Source organism: Bradyrhizobium sp. SZCCHNR1015 (assembly GCF_032489875.1).
Lineage (GTDB): Bacteria > Pseudomonadota > Alphaproteobacteria > Rhizobiales > Xanthobacteraceae > Bradyrhizobium.
Map to the genome: position 1 here is coordinate 126,628 of NZ_JAUEYW010000006.1, position 21,329 is coordinate 147,956.

21 protein-coding genes and 1 tRNA gene are annotated in these 21,329 nt (G+C 65.4%); 8 read left to right on the forward strand and 14 right to left on the reverse strand.

Annotated elements, in window-relative coordinates:
- Nucleotides 1–7 precede the first annotated feature (7 nt).
- Nucleotides 8–2,749 (reverse strand): MFS transporter, encoded by a 2,742-nt coding sequence (locus tag QX128_RS12250; protein ID WP_316217452.1) that lies wholly within the window; start codon nucleotides 2,747–2,749, stop codon nucleotides 8–10.
- Between the two features lie 197 nt (nucleotides 2,750–2,946).
- Between QX128_RS12250 and QX128_RS12255 the strand changes: the two genes are divergently transcribed.
- Nucleotides 2,947–3,645: a helix-turn-helix domain-containing protein gene (locus tag QX128_RS12255; RefSeq protein WP_316217453.1), complete on the forward strand. Its 699-nt coding sequence runs from the start codon at nucleotides 2,947–2,949 to the stop codon at nucleotides 3,643–3,645.
- Nucleotides 3,646–3,995: 350 nt separating this feature from the next.
- On the opposite strand, the gene QX128_RS12260 is transcribed toward QX128_RS12255, so the two are convergent.
- From QX128_RS12260 to QX128_RS12280, 5 genes are all read right to left on the reverse strand, one after another.
- Entirely contained in the window at nucleotides 3,996–4,325 is a 330-nt protein-coding gene (locus QX128_RS12260; RefSeq protein ID WP_315803376.1) for a hypothetical protein, read from the reverse strand.
- A gap of 11 nt (nucleotides 4,326–4,336) precedes the next feature.
- The gene (locus QX128_RS12265; protein WP_315803375.1) at nucleotides 4,337–4,750 is read right to left on the reverse strand and encodes a DUF302 domain-containing protein; all 414 of its coding nucleotides are present in this window, start codon (nucleotides 4,748–4,750) and stop codon (nucleotides 4,337–4,339) included.
- A gap of 104 nt (nucleotides 4,751–4,854) precedes the next feature.
- Complete coding sequence (locus QX128_RS12270; RefSeq protein WP_315803374.1) at nucleotides 4,855–5,394, reverse strand: cytochrome c; 540 nt, start codon at nucleotides 5,392–5,394, stop codon at nucleotides 4,855–4,857.
- Nucleotides 5,381–6,658: a sulfite dehydrogenase gene (gene soxC, locus QX128_RS12275; RefSeq protein WP_316182403.1), complete on the reverse strand. Its 1,278-nt coding sequence runs from the start codon at nucleotides 6,656–6,658 to the stop codon at nucleotides 5,381–5,383. The genes QX128_RS12270 and soxC overlap by 14 nt, the downstream gene beginning before the upstream one ends.
- Before the next feature lie 93 nt (nucleotides 6,659–6,751).
- Nucleotides 6,752–8,125: a PLP-dependent aminotransferase family protein gene (locus QX128_RS12280; RefSeq protein WP_316182401.1), complete on the reverse strand. Its 1,374-nt coding sequence runs from the start codon at nucleotides 8,123–8,125 to the stop codon at nucleotides 6,752–6,754.
- An 85-nt stretch (nucleotides 8,126–8,210) separates the two neighbouring features.
- Here QX128_RS12280 and QX128_RS12285 point away from each other — a divergent pair, with 85 nt between their 5' ends.
- On the forward strand, nucleotides 8,211–9,200 hold the full coding sequence (locus tag QX128_RS12285; protein WP_316237559.1) for an AraC family transcriptional regulator: 990 nt from the start codon (nucleotides 8,211–8,213) through the stop codon (nucleotides 9,198–9,200).
- A gap of 20 nt (nucleotides 9,201–9,220) precedes the next feature.
- On the opposite strand, the gene QX128_RS12290 is transcribed toward QX128_RS12285, so the two are convergent.
- The gene (locus QX128_RS12290) at nucleotides 9,221–10,186 is read right to left on the reverse strand and encodes an MBL fold metallo-hydrolase (RefSeq protein WP_315803498.1); all 966 of its coding nucleotides are present in this window, start codon (nucleotides 10,184–10,186) and stop codon (nucleotides 9,221–9,223) included.
- A 238-nt stretch (nucleotides 10,187–10,424) separates the two neighbouring features.
- Here QX128_RS12290 and QX128_RS12295 point away from each other — a divergent pair, with 238 nt between their 5' ends.
- The 3 genes from QX128_RS12295 to QX128_RS12305 all read left to right on the forward strand — a co-directional run bounded on the left by QX128_RS12295 (nucleotide 10,425) and on the right by QX128_RS12305 (nucleotide 13,075).
- On the forward strand, nucleotides 10,425–11,324 hold the full coding sequence (locus QX128_RS12295; RefSeq protein WP_315803370.1) for an AraC family transcriptional regulator: 900 nt from the start codon (nucleotides 10,425–10,427) through the stop codon (nucleotides 11,322–11,324).
- A 189-nt stretch (nucleotides 11,325–11,513) separates the two neighbouring features.
- Nucleotides 11,514–12,335, forward strand: coding sequence for an alpha/beta hydrolase (locus QX128_RS12300; RefSeq protein WP_315803369.1), 822 nt, complete (start codon nucleotides 11,514–11,516; stop codon nucleotides 12,333–12,335).
- The gene (locus tag QX128_RS12305; protein ID WP_316237560.1) at nucleotides 12,332–13,075 is read left to right on the forward strand and encodes a response regulator transcription factor; all 744 of its coding nucleotides are present in this window, start codon (nucleotides 12,332–12,334) and stop codon (nucleotides 13,073–13,075) included. The genes QX128_RS12300 and QX128_RS12305 overlap by 4 nt, the downstream gene beginning before the upstream one ends.
- A gap of 142 nt (nucleotides 13,076–13,217) precedes the next feature.
- Here the strand turns inward: QX128_RS12305 and QX128_RS12310 are convergent, their stop codons facing one another.
- Both QX128_RS12310 and QX128_RS12315 read right to left on the reverse strand, forming a co-directional pair.
- Nucleotides 13,218–13,547: a hypothetical protein gene (locus tag QX128_RS12310; protein WP_316182395.1), complete on the reverse strand. Its 330-nt coding sequence runs from the start codon at nucleotides 13,545–13,547 to the stop codon at nucleotides 13,218–13,220.
- A gap of 244 nt (nucleotides 13,548–13,791) precedes the next feature.
- The gene (locus tag QX128_RS12315; protein ID WP_316237561.1) at nucleotides 13,792–14,781 is read right to left on the reverse strand and encodes a zinc-dependent alcohol dehydrogenase family protein; all 990 of its coding nucleotides are present in this window, start codon (nucleotides 14,779–14,781) and stop codon (nucleotides 13,792–13,794) included.
- 134 nt (nucleotides 14,782–14,915) lie between these two features.
- On the opposite strand from QX128_RS12315, the gene QX128_RS12320 reads away from it, so the two are divergent.
- Complete coding sequence (locus QX128_RS12320; protein ID WP_315803365.1) at nucleotides 14,916–15,767, forward strand: LysR family transcriptional regulator; 852 nt, start codon at nucleotides 14,916–14,918, stop codon at nucleotides 15,765–15,767.
- 77 nt (nucleotides 15,768–15,844) lie between these two features.
- Here QX128_RS12320 and QX128_RS12325 read toward each other — a convergent pair.
- The 5 genes from QX128_RS12325 to QX128_RS12345 all read right to left on the reverse strand — a co-directional run bounded on the left by QX128_RS12325 (nucleotide 15,845) and on the right by QX128_RS12345 (nucleotide 18,817).
- Nucleotides 15,845–15,921 (reverse strand) — tRNA-Met (locus QX128_RS12325).
- Between the two features lie 239 nt (nucleotides 15,922–16,160).
- A complete protein-coding gene (locus tag QX128_RS12330; RefSeq protein WP_316237562.1) occupies nucleotides 16,161–16,511 on the reverse strand; it encodes a hypothetical protein in 351 nt (116 codons plus the stop codon).
- A 76-nt stretch (nucleotides 16,512–16,587) separates the two neighbouring features.
- Nucleotides 16,588–17,223: a class I SAM-dependent methyltransferase gene (locus QX128_RS12335; RefSeq protein WP_316217459.1), complete on the reverse strand. Its 636-nt coding sequence runs from the start codon at nucleotides 17,221–17,223 to the stop codon at nucleotides 16,588–16,590.
- 27 nt (nucleotides 17,224–17,250) lie between these two features.
- The gene (gene mnmA, locus QX128_RS12340; protein WP_316182371.1) at nucleotides 17,251–18,447 is read right to left on the reverse strand and encodes a tRNA 2-thiouridine(34) synthase MnmA; all 1,197 of its coding nucleotides are present in this window, start codon (nucleotides 18,445–18,447) and stop codon (nucleotides 17,251–17,253) included.
- A 142-nt stretch (nucleotides 18,448–18,589) separates the two neighbouring features.
- The gene (locus QX128_RS12345; protein WP_316237563.1) at nucleotides 18,590–18,817 is read right to left on the reverse strand and encodes a hypothetical protein; all 228 of its coding nucleotides are present in this window, start codon (nucleotides 18,815–18,817) and stop codon (nucleotides 18,590–18,592) included.
- Between QX128_RS12345 and QX128_RS12350 the strand changes: the two genes are divergently transcribed.
- Both QX128_RS12350 and QX128_RS12355 read left to right on the forward strand, forming a co-directional pair.
- Entirely contained in the window at nucleotides 18,804–20,408 is a 1,605-nt protein-coding gene (locus tag QX128_RS12350; RefSeq protein ID WP_316237564.1) for a flagellar hook-length control protein FliK, read from the forward strand. The genes QX128_RS12345 and QX128_RS12350 overlap by 14 nt on opposite strands.
- A gap of 12 nt (nucleotides 20,409–20,420) precedes the next feature.
- Nucleotides 20,421–21,119, forward strand: coding sequence for a flagellar hook capping FlgD N-terminal domain-containing protein (locus QX128_RS12355; RefSeq protein ID WP_315803359.1), 699 nt, complete (start codon nucleotides 20,421–20,423; stop codon nucleotides 21,117–21,119).
- Nucleotides 21,120–21,329 lie beyond the last annotated feature (210 nt).

A 21,329-nucleotide genomic window follows, 5' to 3' on the forward strand; every position in this document is an offset into this window, starting at 1 on the left:
TACGTCCTCATTCAGCGGGTTGGGCAGCGGTCGCGATCGCTCGGCGCCGTTCGACGTCGTGCAGGACGCCGCCCTTGCGGGTGTAGACGGCCCAGGTGATCAGCACGCAGGTGACGTAGAAGCCGAAGAAGCCCCAGAGGGCGGCCTGCACGCCGCCGGTGAGGTCAATCGAGGTGCCGTAGGATTTGGGAATGAAGAATGCGCCGAAGGCGGCGATCGCGGAGGTGAAGCCGGTGATGGCAGCGGATTCCTTCTCGGCCTGGCGCAGCCGCGTCTCCGCGTCCGCAGTCGGCATGAGCCGGATCATTTCCTGGCGCATGATGTTGGGGATCATCTGGAAGGTCGATGCATTGCCGACGCCGGTCGCGAAGAACAGCAGCAGGAACATCGCGAAGAAGCCCCAGAATGCACCGGGCTGATCCTTGATGCCGAGGAAGTAGAGCACCCCGAGCACACCGGCCATCATCAGCAGGAACACCCCGACGGTCACCCGCCCGCCGCCCCATTTGTCGGCCATCCAGCCCGTCGCGGACCGCGACAAGGCACCCACCAGCGGCCCGAGGAACGCGAACTGCAACGCGTCGACGGCCGGGAACTGGGTCTTTGCCAGCAGCGGGAAGCCCGCAGAATAGCCGATGAACGAGCCGAACGTGCCGGTGTAGAGCCAGCACATGATCCAGTTGTGCCGCCGCTGGAAGATGACGGCCTGATCGGCGAAGGACGCTTTCGCGGAGGCGATGTCGTTCATCCCGAACCAGGCGGCGAAAGCGCTGGCGACGATGAACGGCACCCAGACGAAGCCGGCATTCTGCAGCCAGATCGGCGTCGGCTGCGACCCACTCGTCATCGCCGGATCTCCGCCGAACCAGCCGAAGACTCCGACCGTGATCACGATCGGCACCACGAACTGGACGACGCTGACGCCGAGATTGCCGAGGCCGGCATTGAGCGCGAGCGCGTTGCCCTTCTCGGCGCGAGGAAAGAAGAAGGAGATGTTGGCCATCGACGAGGCGAAATTGCCGCCGCCGAAGCCGCACAACAGAGCCAGTATCAGGAACACCGGATAGGGCGTCGCCGGATTCTGCACCGCATAGCCGATTCCGATCGCGGGTATCAGCAGCGACCACGTGGCCAGCGTGGTCCACAGCCGGCCGCCGAAGATCGGCACCATGAAGGAATAGAAGATGCGCAGAACTGCACCGGAGATCCCAGGCAGCGACGCCAGCCAGAACAGTTCATCGGTCGTGAACTTGAAGCCGACCGAAGGCAGCTTCGCAACCACGACAGACCAGACCTGCCAGACCGCGAAGGACAACAGCAGTGCCGGAATGGAGATCCAGAGGTTGCGTCGCGCGATGGCTCGGCCCTTCTCTCTCCAGAACGTGTCGTCCTCGGGCCGCCAATCGGTGAGGATCGCGCCGGACAGAGCTCCGATGTGCTCGGGCCGGTGAATTTCCTCCATTTCCGGCAGCTCCGGCAGCCTCTTCAGCGCTTCGCCGGCGACGCCGCGCTCCATCTGCCGGATCGAGAGATGCATCCAGACCAGCGCGACCGCGACCAGCAGGAACAGCAGCATGAAGCAGCTGGTTCGCAGACCGGTGAGATCGACCAGCGCGCCGAACGCAATCGGCAGCACGAATCCGCCGAGCCCGCCGATCATGCCGACCAGGCCGCCGACGGCCCCGACATTGTTCGGATAGTAGACGGGAATGTGCTTGTAGACCGCAGCCTTGCCGAGCGCCATGAAGAAGCCGAGCACGAAGACGATGACGACGAACGGGACCAGCCCCATCTCCAGATGGAAGCCGACCTTTCCGTTCACCGTCGTCACGACATAGTCCGTCGGCGGATAGGACAGGAGGAAGGTCGCGGCGACACCCACCAGGAAAGTCCAGTACATCACGCGACGGGCGCCGAACCGATCGGACAGGTGTCCGCCATAGGCGCGAAATACGCTGGCCGGAAACGAGAACATGGCGGCCATCATGCCGGCCGACTGGATTCCAACGCCGTAGACCTTGATCAGGTATTGCGGCAGCCACAGCGACAACGCGACGAAGGCGCCGAAGACGAAGAAGTAGTACAGCGCGAAGCGCCAGACCTGGATGTTCTTGAGCGGCGCGAGCTCGAGCCAGGCGCTGCCGGCCTTCTGGTTGCGCTGTCTTCGCGAACGGACCACCGGGTCCTCCTCGGAGAACAGCCAGAAGACGATTCCCATGACGCCGATCGCGAGCGCCCAGACCTGGGCCACGGTCTGCCAGCCATAGGCGACCAGCACGAACGGCGCCACGAACTTCGTGACGGCGGCGCCCACATTGCCGGCGCCGAAGATTCCGAGCGCAGTGCCCTGCTTGGCCGTCGGATAGAACCGCGACACGTAGGCGACACCGACCGCGAACGAGCCACCGGCGATTCCTACGAAGAGCGCGGCGACGAGAAATTGCGGATAGGTATGCGCCCAGGTCAGAAGATAGGTCGCGACCGCGGCAGCGAGCATCACGACGGTATAGACGCGGCGTCCGCCATACTGATCGGTCCAGATGCCGAGCATCAGCCGGATCAGCGAGCCGCTCAGGATCGGGGTGCCGATCAGGAGGCCGAACTCGGTTTCGTTCAGATCGAGCTCTTGCTTGATCCGGATGCCGATGATCGAGAAGATCGTCCACACCGCGAAGCAGATCGTGAACGAGATTGTTGAGAGCCAGAGTGCTCGCGTTCGGTGCTCAGGGCTAGAATCTACGGCGTCCATGGTGGCCTCGACGTATGAATTCGACGCCACAGCAGTTATTCGGGGCACCCGGGAAAGGTTTTGCGATGCATCAACCGGACGGCCCGGTCGGCCACAATCTGCCAAATGCTCCAGATCGGATTATCAGACCGCACGTATGCAATTGACTTTTGTCACAGTTCGGGGCGATAGCAGATGAGTAACCGCTGGAGCTTCGCTTGCGCCCCGACGAACTCGCCCAGTTGAAGACGCTGCCGCTGTTCGCGGACCTCAGCGACGAGAATTTGAAGCGGCTGCTCGGCGCGGCTCTACTGCAGCAATTTCCGGCCGGAGTGCGGTTGGCTCGCGAGGGAGATCAGGCCGACTTCCTGCATGTGCTGATTGGCGGATTGGTGGAAATCTACACCGAGCAGGATGAGGCCGAGTGGGGCATCTCGCTGCTTCGTCCCGTGTCGACCTTCATACTTGCTGCAGTCGTGGTCGATCAGGCGTATCTCAATTCAGCCCGCACACTGACCGAGTCGCGGGTGCTGCTGATCCCGGCCCGCGATGTAAGGGCACTCTTCGACGAAGACATCGCATTCGCACGGATTGTCGCTCAGGAGTTGGCGTATGCCTATCGCGCTTCTGTCAAGAAGCTGAAGGGCACCCTGGCCCGGTCGAGCATCGAGCGCCTCGCCAACTGGATACTTGCCGAAGCCCAGCGCGAACCGGCGCAGGCGAATATCGTCATTCCATTCGACCGCGGCACGCTGGCCTCCCACATCGGCACGACGCGCGAAAACCTGTCACGCAGTCTTGCCCAACTTACGAGCCATGGGGTTCGCATCCGCGGACGAGAGATCGTCATCGACCGCAAGGAGAAGTTGGAGCTGTTTGCCCGGCCAAAGCCGCTGATCGACGATCCCGGCTCGTAGGCTCCTCTTGCGATCGGTCCTGCCCCTCTGTTGGGAACGGTCAATCAGCAGAGTCCGGAATCGGAGCCGTCGATATGGTTCTTCTCCGCCGCCACACCCACTCCGCGTGGCAGTCGCTGAGACGGCCCGAAACCGATCGGCCGCTGCGTCGGTGATCTGGTTTTGCGCGATCGGCATTGCCAATGCCAGGGGTTCACCAGCCCTCCTCTAAACGTGACTGCTTTTAGATTTGACGAGGCCACTTCAGCATATCGGCGGGCTCAACGCCGGGCGCTACTGCCAGGGCTTGGACGTTGTCCAGTGTGAGGTTAATCAGCCCCGCCTCTATCTTGCCACGCCGCAACATCCGCCTAGACCAGGCCCGGCGGACCTGGCTGATCGTCGGCGTCCCGCGACACGATCGTCGGCGGCTCATCATAGCCGGCACGGCTGCTATAGAACACCAGCACCATCAGCCCGATGCCGCATACGAGCGAGAACAGCACGCCGATGGCCATCGCGGCATAGCCTGACGACGGCACGTCGGTGCCTTCTGCGGACGACCAGCCGAGAACCGCGACGACGATCACCGCAACCAGCATCGACAGCAATGCTGCGACGAGCAGATAGGCGCCGGCCCCCATGGTGCGGGCATCCGACGCCATCTCTCCCCACAGCGAACGCCAGGATATGCGCGGCATGGCATGCGCCCCTATTGCGGCGACGCTTCGGACGCCGCGGCTCCGGCAATCGCCTCGAGCGCGCCGGTCATGGCCCGCACGGCCGGCTCGGCCGCCGCCGGTCGGCCGTGACGCCCCAGCAGCCAGGCCGGGTCATTGTAGGACAACCAGGTGCGGCCCTCGGCGTCCTGCCACACGAGGACCTTCAGGGGCAGATCGATGCCGCTGGTCTGTGCGGCCTGCATCAGCGGCGTTCCCCCTTTGGGGCTGCCGAAGATCAGCAGGTCGGTCGGGCGCAGCGTCATGCCCGCCTCGACGGCGCCGGCCCGATGGTCGACATGAGCAAAGATCGTCAGTCCCCTCGATGTGACCGCGTCCTGCAGCTTCCGCATCGTGGTGCTCGGATCATTATGGCTTTGAATCGTGATCAGCCCGTTCGGGTCCATGGCTTGTGCTCCGATCGTTGTCGACAATGTCAGAAGGCCGAGCAGAGCGAGCGTCCACCCGATCACGAGGCCCCGGCCGGCGGATTGCCGGCAGCCTGATCCGCTCATTTTGGCGCCCGCACCCTGCTGAACTCCGGCACGGGAACGAAGCCGTCGCGGTTCGGCATTCTAACCTTCGGAAGCGAGGCCTGATCGAGACGGCCGTCCGGCGGCAGGATGCCGTTCAGGCTGAGGATGTAGGCCGACAATGCGTAGTAGTCGTCGACGCTGAGCGAGCCCGGAGCCTGGTACGGCATGGCGCGATGGATGTAGTCGAACAAGGTCGTGGCATAAGGCCAGAAACTGCCGACGGTCTTCACCGGATTGCCAGAGGCGAGCGTCCCCTGACCGCCCACCAGACGATCCTTGATGCCGCCCTGCCCGCCTTCGCCATGGCAGGCGGCACAGTTCTCGGCAAACAGCTCCCTGCCACGCGCGGCCGTGCCGCTGCCCTCTGGCAAGCCCTTGCCGTCGGGACGGACGTCGATGTCCCATAGCCTGATCTCCTGCGCCGTTGCCGGGCGTCCGAATTCGGCCGCATGTGCCGGACAGACGAGAAGCGCCGCGGCCAGCGCGGTAGCGAAAAGGCGCTCAGGCGAGAACATTGCTGACCTTCCCATCGCCGCTGATACTCCATGTCTGCTGGGCGCTGTAGTGGAACAGCGCGTTGGTCCCGGTCTTCGCGATGAACGATTTGCGATCGGGCTGCACATTGCCCTTCTCGTCGGTCGAGCGGCTGACGATCCTGGTGGGCTTGCCGTCCCACTGCCAGTCGAGCTGGAAGCGCGCCTGCGCCTTCGGCAGCACGGGATGGTTCAACCGGGCCTGCTGCCAGGTTCGGGCCGCGTCGGTGCTCACCTCGACCTTTGCGATCCGACCATGGCCGCTCCAGGCCAGGCCGGTGATGCGGTTGTAGCCGGGGCGGATCGTCATCGTCCCCGAGGGCGAGGTGATGACGGAATTGGTCTCCATCCTGAGCTGGAACTGCATCGCCTTGCCGTTGGCCAGCAGCTGGGTGTAGCGCGCGGTCTCCCAGCGCGTCATCCAGGGCGCGTCGCCGAATTTCAGGCGGCGCAGCCATTTGATGTTCAGATTGCCTTCGAATCCGGGCATGATGAGACGCAACGGAAAGCCATGGGCCGGCCGCAGCGGCTCGCCGTTCTGGCCATAGGCGACGAACGCCTCGTCCATGATCTCATCCGTGAGCGGGATGCTTCGTGCAACGCCCGCCGCGTCGCCGCCCTCGGCCAGCATCCAGGCGGAGCGATGATCCTTGCCGACCAGCTCGATCAGATGGCGAAGCGGGACACCGGTCCATTCGTTGCTGCTGACGAGACCATGGGTATTCTGCACCGTCAGATTGGGGTCGGCCTTCTTCCAGTTCTCCCAGCCATTGCCGGTGCACTCGATGAAAACGACGCGCGAGATCGAGGGCATTCGCGCGATGTCATCGGGCGTCAGCACAAGCTGCTCGCGTGTCATGCCGTGGATGAGCAGCCTGTGCCTGGCCGGATCGATGTTCGGAACACCGGAATGGCTGCGCTCATAGTGCAGATCCGACGGGGTGATCGTGCCTACGAGCCTGTCGAGTGGCGTCTTAGAGTTGATCGCATCGGCGGGATCGACATTCCGCTTGCCGGGCGTCGCCTCCGGAATCCGTCCGATGTGAACATAGGGCGAGCGCGCGCTGAAGGCGGACAACGCATCACCCGGCTCCCGCGCCGGCACGTCGGCCAGATCGTCGGCGAGCGCTTCGCCGGCTATCGAGACGCTGACGGCGACCGCCGACGCCTTGACGAAGCGTCGACGCGAGATGCCGCCTCCCTCATCGGACCGGAGCCAGGTGTGAGACGGCTTTTCGATGCTCATGCGTGCCCTCAGGATGACGGAGGTCGCAGAGGCTTATCTGCAATTCGGTGGCGCCTCCATTATACCGGGGGATGTGAACGCCCGGGGATCGCGCTATACGATCTGTCTGACGGGGCGCGCGGTGACTGCGCGCGACAGCACCTGCAATGCCTGGCCGAGCTCGGCCCGGTTGCGTGCCGCTCCGAGAGAGAGACGCAGACCGCGCGGTGCCGGCTGGCCGACCGCGAACGCGACCTCACCGACGACGGCCAGGCCGTTCCGCATCAGATGCGACAGCAGGTCGGTGCCGTCGAGCTGCGGCGACAGCGGCATCCAAAGATGATGACTGGCGGGACGCGCGGCATAGGTCACTCCCTTCAGCAGACGCGACGCGAGCTGCTGACGGGCGGCGGCCTCGTTGCGGATGGCGCGGATGATCTCGTCGGCGACACCGGACTTCAGCCAGTGCGTGACCAGCGCAACCATCGGCGACGCCGGCATCTGCATCGTTGCCTGCAGGTTGACGCGCATCATCTGCTCGGCCTTGTCGTCGGACGCCAGCAGATAGGCGACACGCAGGGCCGGCGCGATGCATTTGGCGATGCTGGCCGCGTAATAGGTTCGCTCGGGGATCAAGGTCGCGATCGGCGCGACGCGCGGCTCCAGCGGGCCATAGGCATCATCCTCGATCAGCACGGTGTTGCGCTTGCGGATGATGTCGGCGATTGCCTGCCGCCGTCCGGCGCTCATCGTCGCGGTAGTCGGATTCTGCTGTGTCGGAACCAGATAGACCGCCTTCGGCCGGTGCTTGCGCACGGCGTCATCCAGCGCGTCGGGCCGGACCCCCTCCAGATCCATGGCAGCCCCGATGAGACGCACACCGAGCTGCGCAGCGGCTGCCTTGATTCCGGGAAAGGTGAGCGCCTCCGTCACGACGACATCGCCCGGCTGCGTCAGCGCCAGCAGAGCATTGAAGATGATCGCTTGCGATCCCGGATAGATCACGATCCGCTCGGGCGAGGCATGAGACAGCCGCGGTTGCAGCCAGAGGGCGGCAGCTTCGCGCTGGTCCACGCTGCCGCCCGGCGGCGCGTAGCTCAGAAACGCGCTCAAGCCGGCCTCCGTGCGAATGGTCGAAAGCCCCTGCTCGATCCGCCGTTCGAGCTGCGCCTCGACCGGCTGTGGCGGCAGGTTCATCGAGAGGTCGATGGTGACCGTGGCCGGCTGGTCCGGAGACGCACGCGCCGTGGTCTCGGACACGAACGTCCCCTGCCCGACGCGCCCCTCGATCAAGCCTCGACGACGCGCCTCGCTATAGGCGCGTGTGACCGTCGTCAGATCGATCCTCAGCTCCGCCGCGAGGCTGCGGTGCGTCGGCAGCCGCTGCCCACGCAGCAGCCGTCCGCTCGCGATATCCGCGGCGAGCGCATCGACGATGCGGACGAACAGCGGCCCTTGCCATTCGGAAAGTGTAGGGAGCCAATCCATGCAATTCTCCGCAATTCCTTTGATTGCATGCTTCTTCTGACAGATTGTATGGATCATCCCCCTCGGTCAAGGACGGAGGCGCGCAATGGACAACGAGGCCAGAGAAGCCAACACGGCGACGCGACTATCGCACACGGGCCGACATGTGCCGGCCCTGGTCACCTCGCTGCCAAGCCTGGCGCACATCCCTGCCGAACGACGCTGGCGCGAGCCACCGCACTCACCATCGCTGACCGCGGACGGCGGAGCACGACTCTCGGTCTCGATGTGGAGCGGAAGGATCGACAGAGCCGCACTCGAGGTGCAAGCCGATCTGGCCGACCTGCCCTACACGGTGTCTTACGCCGTGCGGTGCACGAACCTGTCGCTCTCCATTGCCGGACGGTCCGTGATCGATGGCGACGTCGTTCCAGGCACCATCGTCCTGACAGGGCCCGCGCTTCCCAATGCGCGGGCAATCTATCGCGAGGACTACGCGATCCTGCGGGCGTTCGTCTCTCCGGCCACCGTGACGGAATGTTACGAGGACATCAGCGGCAGGCCCGCCAACCCTTCGATGGAGTTGTTCGGCCCGCAGGAAGCGGACGACAAGGTGCTGCGTCACCTGATGACGTCGCTGATGCGCGCCTTCGCCGATGACGCCGCCCCGAGCCGGTTGTTCCTCGACAGCCTGAGCATCAGCTTCGCGGCCCACCTGATCGGGCGCTACCACCTGAAGCAGGAGCATTCGCCGAAGCGAAAGCTGTCGCCGCTGACACCGTGGCGGCTGAATCGGGCAAAGGCCTTCATTGATGCTCATCTTCAACAGCCGATCGCGCTGGCGGATCTGAGCGCCGCCGCGGGTCTCAGCCGCATGCATTTCGCAGCTCAGTTCAAGGCCTCCACCGGCATGTCGCCCCACATGTATGTCCTCCAGTGCCGGGTTCATGCATCGAAGCGGCTGCTGCTCGATCCCGAGCGATCGATCCGGGATGTTGCCATCTCCGTCGGATTCAAGAGCGAAACGCATTTCATCAATGTGTTCCGGCGCCTGGTCGGAGAAGCGCCCGGACGCTGGCGCCGCGCTGTGCCATGATTTCGTCTCGGCCGCGGACGTCAGACGCCCTGGTAGACCAGTCGGGTAAAGAACGCCGGCGTGATCAGGAATTGGCCGAAGCGGCTGTCGAAGGCCGTGGTCGGCTTGGCCGCGATGGCCTCCTCCACCGAACGTCCCTGCTGCTTCAGCTTGGCGACATTGTCGCGGATGGCGGAGAGCATGTCCCGATAAACCGCGAGCTCTTTCCTGTTGCTCACGGGCGCGCCATGTCCGGGAACGACGATCGTCCTGTCGCCCGCCGCGGCCAGATTGGCATCGGCGGCCTTGATCATGCCGTCGATGCTGCCGCCGGTCGAATAGTCGATGAAAGGATAGATTCCGTTCCAGTACGTGTCGCCACAGTGCAGGACGTCGGCCTCGGTGAACGTGATCGACAAATCGGAATCGGTATGCGCAGCGCCGTAGGGCCGGAGCACAACCGTCGCGCCGCCGTGCTTCAGCGTCGTCTCGGCGCTGACGGTCTCGCTCGGAACTGCGGCGAGCGGCGATGTCGGGAAGTTGTAGTCCCAGTCCTCGACGCGCTGCGCTGACAACAGATGCTTGCGGGTGTTCGCGTGGGCGACGATCGCCGCTCCCTCGCCGTTCAACCACGCATTCCCGTCAGTATGGTCGAAATGCCAGTGCGAGTTGATCAGGCGCGTCACAGGGCCGCGGCCAATGGTATTCAGACTCTGCAGCAGCTTCGGACGCGACGCCGTAATGCCTGCATCGACAAGCAGCTTGCCGTCGCGTCCGGAGAGAACCGCGATGTTGCCGCCGGATCCTTCGAGAATGCTGACATCGCCGCGTAGCGCGTGGACCTTGATCGGCGCATGCGCCGCCGCGTCGCGGATCGTATCCACGATGTTGCGGGCTTCGGCAAACGCCTGCGATGGCGTGAGCCAGCCTCCCGCGGCAACTGCACCGGCTGCGGCGATACAGCAGATGCAGAACGTTCGGCGGGAATGGTTCTCAGCCAGTGTCATCTTGCGATCTCCCATTGCCCGTTCGGCAGCAACGTCTCCCGGCAGCCACCACAATCTGGCCTCGGCGCAGCGTTGCGACGGCTGGTCACGACATCTAGCGGACGAGAGACCATGCTTGCTTCCTGAAAGTGCGAATGACTTTCCAATTCGCACGTCAATCGATGGCGCTGCGGCCTACGGCCTCTTTCGCATCCGGTCGGCGCTGTCTAACTAAACGATTTCTCGACGAGGTCTCTCCATGCTGGTGCACGACGAAACTCAATGGCGCGCCAAGCCTGCCCCCGCCACGCTCGCAAACGGCCGCCATCTTCAAGTCGGCCTGTCGCGCTGGCGAAGCGAGCACAACGGTCCTATCGAAGTCTGCTCCGATTGCGAGGATGATTCACACGTCGTGACGCTGGTGCAGCGGCGCGCGCGACAAGAGTTGCTGATCTCCGGACGCAGCGTCTGGAGCGGCGGCGAGGAGCCGAATGCCATGCTGATCACCGGCCCGCGGCAGGGACGTTGGCGCGGGGTGGCCAGGGGCCGGCTCGACAATCTCAGGGTTTTTCTCTCGCAGGATCTGCTGCGCGAGTGCATGAACAGCGTGCTCGGGCGTTTGCCATCGGGCGACATCTGTCTGTTCGAGACCGACCGGATCGTCGACGACGGTCTCCGACAGCTTGCCTTGGCATTCAGGGCCGCGGACCTCTATGACGGAATCGCGGGACCCTCCTTCGTGGAAGGGCTCGCCTTGGCGTTCGGCTCGCGCTTGATCGAACGACATCATGGCCGCACGATCAGCGCCGGCGACGCGGCGAAGCCCGCGGCCGACCGTATCGGCCGCGCCCTCGACTATATCGATGCGCACCTTGGTAGGACGATCTCCCTGTCGCAACTCAGTGACATCGCTGGCCTTCCCCGATCTCGATTTGCCGCCCAGTTCAAGGCCGCCACCGGGCATCCGCCCCATGCCTATATCCTGCACCGCCGGATCGTCCGCGCCCAGGAGAGGCTTCGAGCGACGGAACAGCCAGTCGTCTCGATCGCCTTCGATCTCGGCTTCAGCAGTCAGGCCCATTTCACCACCGCCTTTCGGCGAATGACCGGAAACTCCCCGGCGCTTTGGCGGCTGGGCGCCCGCAATCGAACAAGCTGAACCGTAGCTCCATCCGCTGCAGCTGCCCAGCGCGTGCTCGTGCATTCTTTCAAGATTGGAAGTCCGCACGGAAGACTTCTCCGGTGGGTCTCTTTTAAGTCGTTGTCGAACGAATGCTCACGTCCGAGGCCGCGCCGTAGCCCGCGCTGCAATCGGAATCCTCGACGGGTCTCAACTGGAGATGCATCCATGCCCTTCATCACGACGACCGACGGAACCGAGATTTTCTACAAGGATTGGGGCAACGGACAGCCGATCCTGTTTCATCACGGCTGGCCGCTCAGCGCCGACGATTGGGACACCCAGATGCTATTCTTTCTGCATCGCGGCTATCGCGTGATCGCGCACGATCGGCGCGGTCACGGCCGGTCGAGCCAGTCCTCGACCGGCCATGACATGGACACCTATGCGGCCGACGTGGCGGAGCTCGCACGCGCGCTCGATCTGCGCAATACCGTCCACGTCGGACACTCGACCGGCGGCGGCGAGGTCACGCGTTACGTCGCCCGTCACGGCCAGGGGCGCGTTGCAAAGGCCGTTCTGGTCAGCGCGATCCCTCCGATCATGCTCAAGACGTCAGCGAATCCAGACGGCACGCCGCTCGCCGTATTCGATGATCTCCGCGCCCAGCTCGCGGCCAACCGGGCGCAGTTCTATCGCGATGTGCCGATTCCGTTCTACGGCTTCAACCGGCCGGGCGCGCGCCTCATCGAGGGTGTCGTCGACAATTGGTGGCGTCAGGGCATGATGGGCGCAGCCCACGCGCATTATGAATGCATCAGGGTGTTCTCGGAAACGGACTTCAACGAGGACCTCAAGCTCATCGATGTACCGACGCTGGTCATGCACGGCGATGACGATCAGATCGTGCCTTATCAAGACGCCGCGCTGCTGTCGGCCAAACAGCTCAAGCATGGCACCTTGAAGCTCTACAAGGGCTTTCCGCACGGCATGCTGACGATCCATGCCGACGTCCTCAACGCAGACATTCTCGCGTTCATCGCAGAATGACGGCAGAGCTTCCTCGCCGTCGAACATCCTCGCATTCGGCTGCGGACTCCCCTCTCCTGCAGCACGGTGCGCGGACGCGTGGCCGCGGCGAGTTGCACCATCTCAGGTTGGCCAGGCCGGAGATCCCACCACCTCATGTCGTCGCTGTCGTCGATGACGACACGACGTCGCGAGACGTACTCGATGCCATCTTGATGTCAGCGGGTCTCGAGTCCAGGTGGCACGATTCGATAGCTTCGCTGCTCACCAGGGGCGTTGATCGCGAAGTCGGCTGCCTCCTGATCGACGTCCGGTTGCCGGGCAAGAGCGGCTTGGCGCTGCAGCAGCATCTCTTTGCACGCAACGTCCGAACCCCGATCATCATGAGCGCCCGCGACGCGGATGTGTCGACCGCTGTCAGCGCCATGCGATCCGGCGCAATCAACTTCGTGGAGAAGCCATTCCAGCCGCGGAACCTCCTCACGGCGATCCACGAAGCCATTGACATCGAGGCGCGACGGCAGAAGGAGGAGCGCGCGAAGGATCACTTGAGGGATCGCGCCACCCGATTGACGCCGCGAGAGATGGAGGTCCTGACGGCTCTCGATCGCGGCCTGGTCAACAAGCAGATCGCGGCCGAACTCGGGATCTCCCTCATCACGGTGAAGATGCATCGAAGCAATGCCTTCAGAAAGCTCGAGGCGACATCCGTGACGGACATGGTTCAGAAGGTCCGCGACCTCGAGCTCGGGCGGTGCTAGCGAGGGCGCCGTGGAGTTGTCGTCTGGGTGGTGTCGATAGAGAATAGGTCGAAGCCCGCCTTGCGCAATCCGGTGCGAGCGACACGTTCACCCGTGAATGTGCGGGCAACTGCAGGCGTGCTGCGCATGTCCTCGCCTGCGTTCAGATCAGGACGGCAGCGAATCTCCAGTCGACCGACTTGCCATCGACCATTGCGTGGAAGGGCGAGAACGCGGTCTCGGCCATTAGCCTTCTCGACGAATTCTGACCGTGCCGCTCAGACCTCCAGACGACGATGTCGGTGATCGAGCCATCCGCGTTGGAGATCATGAGCCGGGAGACGAAGCCGGGCTGCTGACGAAGCCAAGCATCGATGTCACGGCCGGCTTCGACGGCCTGCTTCGCCGCAATCCCCGGCTTCATGCGGAACGAGGTGACTTCCGCCGCCTGAGGCAAGCCCCGCGCGTGACGTGTCTCGCTGGCCGTCACCATGTCTCGCCTCTCAGATATGGTCCCCACCGGAGACCTCGATCGAGGAAGAACGAACCCTTGAGATGCGTGGCGAGCAGGTTATCGAACATCTCGGGTGTCACCTGGTCGACGGTGGCGAAGAGGCCTGCTCCGGCTTTGTCGACAAGGTGGTCGAAGCGGGCGCGGCACCAGACTCTCATCGCGCGATCCCTTGGCGTTGCCATTTGCGAGTGAAACCTGTGCAGCCGTGATTGGTCGAGCAAGCTCACGCCGCCCCGATGTCGACCGCAATCTTGCCTGCGCCACCCCCCTTCTTGAGGGCGTCATAGGCCGCGCCGACGTCCTCGAGTGCGAACCGGCGCGGGTCGAGCAGCGGCGTGAGCTTGCCGGCCTCGACCATCTGCGCGGCCTTCTCGAGAATCTCGCCGTGGTGCCGCCGTCCTTCACCCTCGATCAGCGGCAGGAGGGTGAAAACGCCGGAATAGGTGCCGCCCTTGAACGAGAGAGGCGCGAGCGGATGGGTGCCCCACCCCAGCGATGAGGTCACGTGACCAAACCTCGCCACCGCGGCGAAGGCGACGTCGAGAGCGCCAACCGTATCGTACACGACGTCGAAGCCACGCCCTCCCGTCACGCGGCCGACCGCTTCGGCAATCGGCTCGTGCCGGTCGATGAAGGTCGCGCCAAGGCGCTCGATCACGGGCCTGCTCTCCGCGCTTCCCGTGGCATGGACCGTTGCACCGAATGCGAGCCCCAGCTGGACCACGATGTGACCGACGCCACCGGCTCCGCCCAGCACAAGGAGCGTCTGTCCTTGTCGAATGCCGACGCGATCGACAAGACCCTCCCAGGCCGTGATCGTCACGAGGGGCAGAACCGCGGCCTCGCGCATGGAGAGGTTGGCCGGCTTGGCCGCAAGCAGATCCTCATCGGCGCTGACATATTCGGCCAGCGTTCCGGGATGACCGCCGACGCCGCCGACCATGCCGTACACCTCGTCGCCAGGGCGAAACCGGGTGACGCCGGGGCCGACGACCTCGACCGTCCCAGCCATGTCCAGCCCGAGGATGGCGGGCGCGGGATGCTTGGCATGCGTGGCCTGGCCGGCTTGGATCTTGGCGTCCAACGGGTTGGTGCCCGCCGCGGCGATGCGCACAAGGACCTCACGGTGCCCCGGCGTCGGGCGGCTGATCGGGGTGACGCGGAGCGGCGCGCCAGTTTCGTGGAGGACGGCAGCCATCATCGAATGGGTCATTGAGACCTCCTGCTGTGATGGCGGAGACCATGATCCCTCATGTTCTGAATGGACATCATCGAATTTGTACGTAATTCATTCAGTTCTGAATAGGTGTCCAGCGATCCCGTCGGGCTGTTTTTGAAAGGACCGGCATGGAGTGGAGCGACCTGCGGATCTTCCTTGCCATTGCGCGCGAGGGCACGCTCGGTGCTGCAGCGCGTCGGCTCGGCCTGTCTCAACCGACCATGGGACGCCGCCTCGCAGCCCTTGAGGCCGCCGTGAACCAGACGCTGTTCCAGCGGACGTCCGAGGGTTTCGTGCTCACACACGAAGGCACGGCCGTGCTGGCCCACGCCGAGCGCGTGGAGGAGGAAGCGCTCGCCTTCGAGCGACGCCTGGCCGGAACGCAGGCGCAACTCGACGGCTTCCTCAGGATCTCATCGTCGGACTGGTTTGGCCGCTTGATGCTGGCGCCTGTCCTTGCCGAGTTCGGCCGTCTCCACCCGCGCGTTTGTGTCGAGCTGCTGACCGATGCTCGGCTCTACAGCCTTCCCCGCCGCGAGGCGGACCTCGTGTTCCGCATTCGGTCGTTCGACGAGCCGGAGGTGATCTCGCGGCGGCTCTTGCACATTCCCTATGCTGTGTACGGCCCGGTTCACGGCCCCCGGAACGTCGGAGGCGACGGCGAAGGGATCAGGGTCGTCACCATGGACACGGCCTTCGCCGACATGCCCGACGCGCGCTGGCTGGCGAAGAAACTCCCGAAGGCGGAGGTCGCGATGCGGAGCAACAACCGGGACGTTCAGGCCATTCTCTGCGCGCAGGGAGCGGGCCTTGCCGTCCTGCCCCGACCGCTCGGAGACGCTACGCCCGGCCTCCAGCAGGTCGACGTCGGCGAGCAGCCGCCGGGGCGGGACACCTATCTCGGCTATCATCGAGATCTGCGCCGGCTGGCGCGGCTGCGGGCTGTGCTCGATCTGGTGATCGCGCGGCTGGCATCGTAGGCCGCGCCGTGGCGTGGCGCGCCAGCCTTGCGGACCGGGAGAATGGGGACGAAGCGTTCGGGTGGAGGGGTGACCGTTGGTAGCGGGGGAGGGACTCGAACCCCCGACCCCAGGATTATGATTCCCGTGCTCTAACCAGCTGAGCTACCCCGCCACGGTGTTCGATCAAGGCAAGACCGGTCGAAGCGGGCCGCCGGGCCTTGTGAACGGGCGGCATATAAGGAGGCGTCTCCGCCCCTGTCAAGCAAAGCTCGCGGGCAGCAGCGGTTTTCGCACGAGGGGATTTCCGGACGACTCTCCAAGGCCTTGCGCATGTATCCGCCGCTCGTCGGGGGTCACACGCCGACGTGTGCGACCAACAGCAGCTGCTCGGCAATGCGGATCACAAGAGGCTCACTTCGGCTGTACGTTCGGATTGCCGCCGGGGCTGCCGGGCGGCGGGATCACCGGGGTCGTGCCGCCCTCCGGGGTCGGCGCGTGCATCTCCGGATCGACCCCGCTCGGCGGACACAACACGCCGTTGGTCTTCGCCAGCTTGTCGCCGAGCAGCTCGCCGGCGCGGCCGGTGGTGATGCCGTCAGGCGTCGCCGTCGCGCGGGCATTCGGCGCACAAGCGGCATTCGCGTTGGGGGCCGGCGCCGTTGCCTGCGGCGGCGTGGCCGGCGTCGGCGGCGCCTGGGCGCGGGCCGCAGCCGCGGCCGAGACCAGTGCGAACGAGAGGAACAAGGTTTGCCTGATGCTCATGGCGGGGCAACGCAAACCGCGCGTTCGCGTTCCGCGCGGATGGCCTGGCAAAGCGCACGGCCAGGGTATCCGGTGATCAGCCCTTGCGGTAGCGAATGAGCGAGAAGTGTCCGAGCGGCGGCATCGGCCGGCGCTCGGCCAAGGTGACGCCGCCATGCTTTGCAGCCCAGTTCACCAGCCGAGCCCAGGGGAACTCCGGCCGCCAGCCGAGTCGGCGCGCGATCGGCGCGAAGGCGAGCTCGAAGATGCGGCGCGGGCCGCTCTCGGCGCCGATATGGTTGACCAGGATCAGCTCGCCGCCCGGCTTCAGCACGCGGATGAAATCATCGAGCGTCGCTTCGGGATCCGGCACCGCAGTGATGACGTATTGCGCGACCACCGCGTCGAAGAAATTGTCGGCGAACGCGAGATGCTTGGCATCCATCACCGCGAGCGTCTCGACATTGAAGAGCTTCAGCTCGCGGACGCGGGCCTGCGCCCGCCGCAGCATCGGCTCGGAGATATCGACGCCGCAGATCCTCGTGGTCCGGGCGTAGTCCGACAAAGACAGACCGGTGCCGACGCCGACGTCGAGAATGCGGCCGCCGATGCGATCGGCTTCCGCGATGGTCGATTGGCGGCCCTGATCGAAGACCTTGCCGAACACCAGATCGTAGATCGGCGCCCAGCGCTCATAGGCCTTTTCGACCCCCGCGCGGTCGATGTCCCCCATGCCCCTGCCCTGAATGATGGATGCTGATCAGCCGCGGACCGGCTCGGCCACGCGCTGCGGCCTGATCGCGTTGCCGCCCAAGCTGCTGCTTTCCGCAACAGCGCTCTGGATGAAGCCGCCACCGAGCACGCGGGCGCGGCCGGACGCGGCATCGTAGAACACGCAGGCCTGGCCCGGCGAGACGCCCTCTTCGCCGGCGACGAGCTCGACCTCGTAACGGCCGTCCGCACCGCGCAGCCAGGCCGGCTGCGGCGGCCGCGTCGAGCGCACCCGCACGAACAATTCGAGGCCCTCGCGCGCGGCCGCGTCGAGCGCGCCATCACCGATCCAGTTGACCTCGCGGAGCGTGATGCGATGCGTGCGCAGCGCCTCGCGCGGGCCGACCACGACGCGGCGGGTGGCGACGTCCAGCTTGACGACGTAGAGCGGCGCACCGGCAGCGATGCCGAGGCCCTTGCGCTGGCCGATCGTGTAGTTGGCGATGCCGTGATGCGCGCCGAGCACGCGGCCATTGAGATCGACGATCTCGCCCGGCTCCATCGCGTTCGGGCGCAGCTTGCCGATGATGTCGGTGTAGCGGCCGGTCGGCACGAAGCAGATGTCCTGGCTGTCGTGCTTGTCGGCGACCTCCAGGCCGAAACGGCGCGCGAGCTCGCGCACCTCCGGCTTGGTCATGTCGCCGAGCGGAAAGCGCAGGTAATCGAGCTGCTCGCGCGTGGTCGCGAACAGGAAGTAGCTCTGGTCGCGATCGCTGTCCGCCGCGCAGATGAGCGCGCGCGATCCGTCCGCCAGCCGCCGCGAGGCGACGTAATGGCCGGTGGCGAGCACGGAGGCGCCGAGCTCGCGCGCGGTCTTCAGGAGATCGCCGAACTTGATCGCGCGGTTGCACTCGATGCACGGCACCGGCGTCTCGCCCGAAGCGTAGCTGGCGGCGAAATTGTCGATCACCGACTCGCGGAAGCGATCTTCGTAGTCCAGCACGTAATGCGGGATGCCGAGGCGCTCGGCAACGTTGCGGGCATCGTGGATGTCCTGGCCGGCGCAGCACGCGCCCTTGCGGTGCGTCGCCGCGCCGTGATCGTAGAGCTGCAGAGTGATGCCGACGACGTCGTAGCCTTCCGACTTCAACAGCGCGGCCGTCACCGAGGAGTCCACGCCGCCGGACATGGCGACGACGACCCTGGTGTCTTCGGGACGGCCTTCGAGATCGAGACTGTTGAGCATGATCCGGTCACTGCGATCGCGGCGTCAGGCAACGGGTTCCCGGCGCGGGAACGCCTCGCATGCGCCGTCTTTGCGGATGGCTTGCTTCGGGCGATCTCCGGACAGCATGTCCTGATCGGAAACAACACGAAAGCATACGTCTCTAATATAGGCGCACTTCCTGCGAAGCAATTGCGCCGGTCGCAGATGGCGGCGGCAAATCTTGCCGGCCGGGCAGAAATGGCGAGGACGAGGGCTGCGGCCCGCGCCCCGATTGATTCCATAAGAACCTGAATTTGTTGGCGATTTTCTGCAACCCCGGCTTGGCCCGCTCCTTGCTGAACTGCTTGGTCGAGTTCATCGCGAGAGGGTCCAAGGTGTTCAGCGTCACGTCAGACATCCAGGCAGGCACGGTTCTCAAGACCACGGCGCCGAGACAGTCCCGTCAGGACGCTCCGCAGCCGTCCGACAGCTTCTCGGCGCTGGTCGACGCCGCGACTCCGGATCCGTCGACAGCGTCGCCGCCCACCTCCGCGTCGCCGTCGCCGCGCGCCGCCAGCGCTTCCACCCCGAGCCGCGAGCCGGCGCGGGCCGGCGACGCCGATCGCACCACCCAGGCCAGGTCGCAGGACAAGCCGGCGGACAAGGCCGACGGCAGCACCGCGCGCGCCGACGACAGCGGTTCGGATACCCCGGCCGACGCGACCGCCGGCACGTCGACCAAAACCGATGCGGCTGGGACCGCCGACGGCAAGACCAGCGACGGCAAGACGGGCGACAAGAAGGACGGCGATCAGGCCGGCACGGATGCGAGCGCCGCGACGACCGCTGGAGCCGGGCCGACCGTGGCCGTGCCGACGCCGGTCGCCGTCGCCATCCAGCCGGAGATCACCCTCGCCAACCCCGCCAGCGGCGATGGCACGGCGGACGGCGACGGCAAAACCAATGCGCCCGGTGCGGCCGCTCCCGTCGGAGTGCCCGGTGTTGGCCCGCAGGGCTCGGTCGATACCGCGGCAGGCCTGCTGGCGGCCGCAGCCAAATCCTCCGCGGCGGCCAAGGATGCCGACGGAGCCGGATCCACCGCGACGACGCCCGAGACGGCAGCGGCGGCCTCCGGCGACGCTGCCGCATCTGCCGAACAGAGCGTCGCCGCCGCGCTCGATGCGGCCGTTCCCGGCAGCACCAAGACGACGGGCAAGCCGGGCACCCAGACCAAGACGGGGCTCGCCGACGGCGCAGCCGGCAAGGTCACCGAAACGGGCAATGGCAACGTCCAGTCCACTCAGCAGCCGGGCCATGGCGCGCTCGCGCAACAGCCCGCTGTTGCAGCCAAGCCGGACTCCGTCGAGGCCGGCGATGGGAAGGCGAATGGCAACGTGCAGGCACCGGCCTCACATGATCGCAACGCCGCGCCGACGACCAGCCAGACCAACGGGCCGGCGCCGGATCCGAGCGCACAGGCCACGGCCGCGTTGCAGCCCCAGCTGTCGACGCCGGCCGCATCGACCAGCCAGATCACCTCGGCCAACCTGACCGCGACAGCCGCCACGGCGGCCGCTGTGCCGCTTCATGGGCTTGCCGTCGAGATCGCAGCCTCCGCGCTCAACGGCAAGAGCCGCTTCGAGATCCGACTGGATCCGGCCGAGCTCGGCCGCATCGACGTCCGCATCGACGTCGACCGCAATGGCCAGGTGACCTCGCATCTGCGGGTCGAGAAGCCGGAGACGCTGGCGATGCTGCAGCAGACGGCGCCGCAGCTCCAGCAGGCGCTGCAGGACGCCGGCCTCAAGAGCAACAACAGCGGATTGCAGTTCTCGCTGCGCGACCAGAACTCGTCCGGCCAGAATGGCGGCGATTATCAACAGAATGGCAACGCACAACGCCTGATCGTGACCGAGGACGAAAACGTCCCGGTCCAGCTCGCCGGACGGTCCTATGGACGGATGTTCGGCGCGCAAGGCGGCGTGGATATCAGGGTTTAACAGGAGGCTTCCATGGCAATCGGCGACGCGATCACGGCACCCCCGCCGGTCTCGGGCACGACCAACACCAATTCGTCAACCGGCAACAGCAGCCTCGGCTCGAGCGCAGGCTCGACCATTGCCGGCAATTTCCAGACCTTCCTGACGCTGCTGACGACGCAGTTGCAGAACCAGAATCCGTTGGATCCGCTGGACACCAACCAGTTCACCCAGCAGCTCGTGCAGTTCGCCGGCGTCGAGCAGCAGCTCAAGACCAACGACCAGCTCGCATCGCTGCTCACGATGCAGCAGACGACGCAGGCGACCCAGGCGCTCGCCTTCGTCGGCAAGACAGCGGTGGTGAACGGCTCGACGACGACCATGACCAACGGGCAAGCGAGCTGGGATCTCAGCATTCCGAAGGACAGCAACCTGACGGTGAGCATCACCAACAGCGTCGGCCAGACCGTCTTCAGCGGCAAATATTCGGCGAGCGCCGGCGACAACCAGACCTATAATTGGAACGGCCAGGGCAATGACGGCACCCAATGGCCGGACGGGCAATACAAGATCACGGTGGTCGGCACCGATGCAACGAACGGTTCGCCGGTGGCCATCTCGACCCAGGTCAAGGGCACCGTATCCTCGGTCGACCTGACCCAGCAGCCGCCGCTGCTGTCGATCGGCGGCCAGACCTATACGGTGAACCAGATCCAGCGGATCGTGAGCTAGCTCCCGCCCCGTCTGAACCGATCCCGGCTGAACTCGAACAAGCTCAGCCGCCGCGGCGACATGTCAGCGTAAGCGCCGGAAATTCTTAACCAATCATTTACCACGATTCCGCTCCCGGGGCGCAGCGCCACCGGAAGTGGCGGCGTTCGCGCATAGCGCCGGATTCGCGCCCTTCGCTTAGGCAAATTTTAAGCGAGGCGGCGTAGGGTC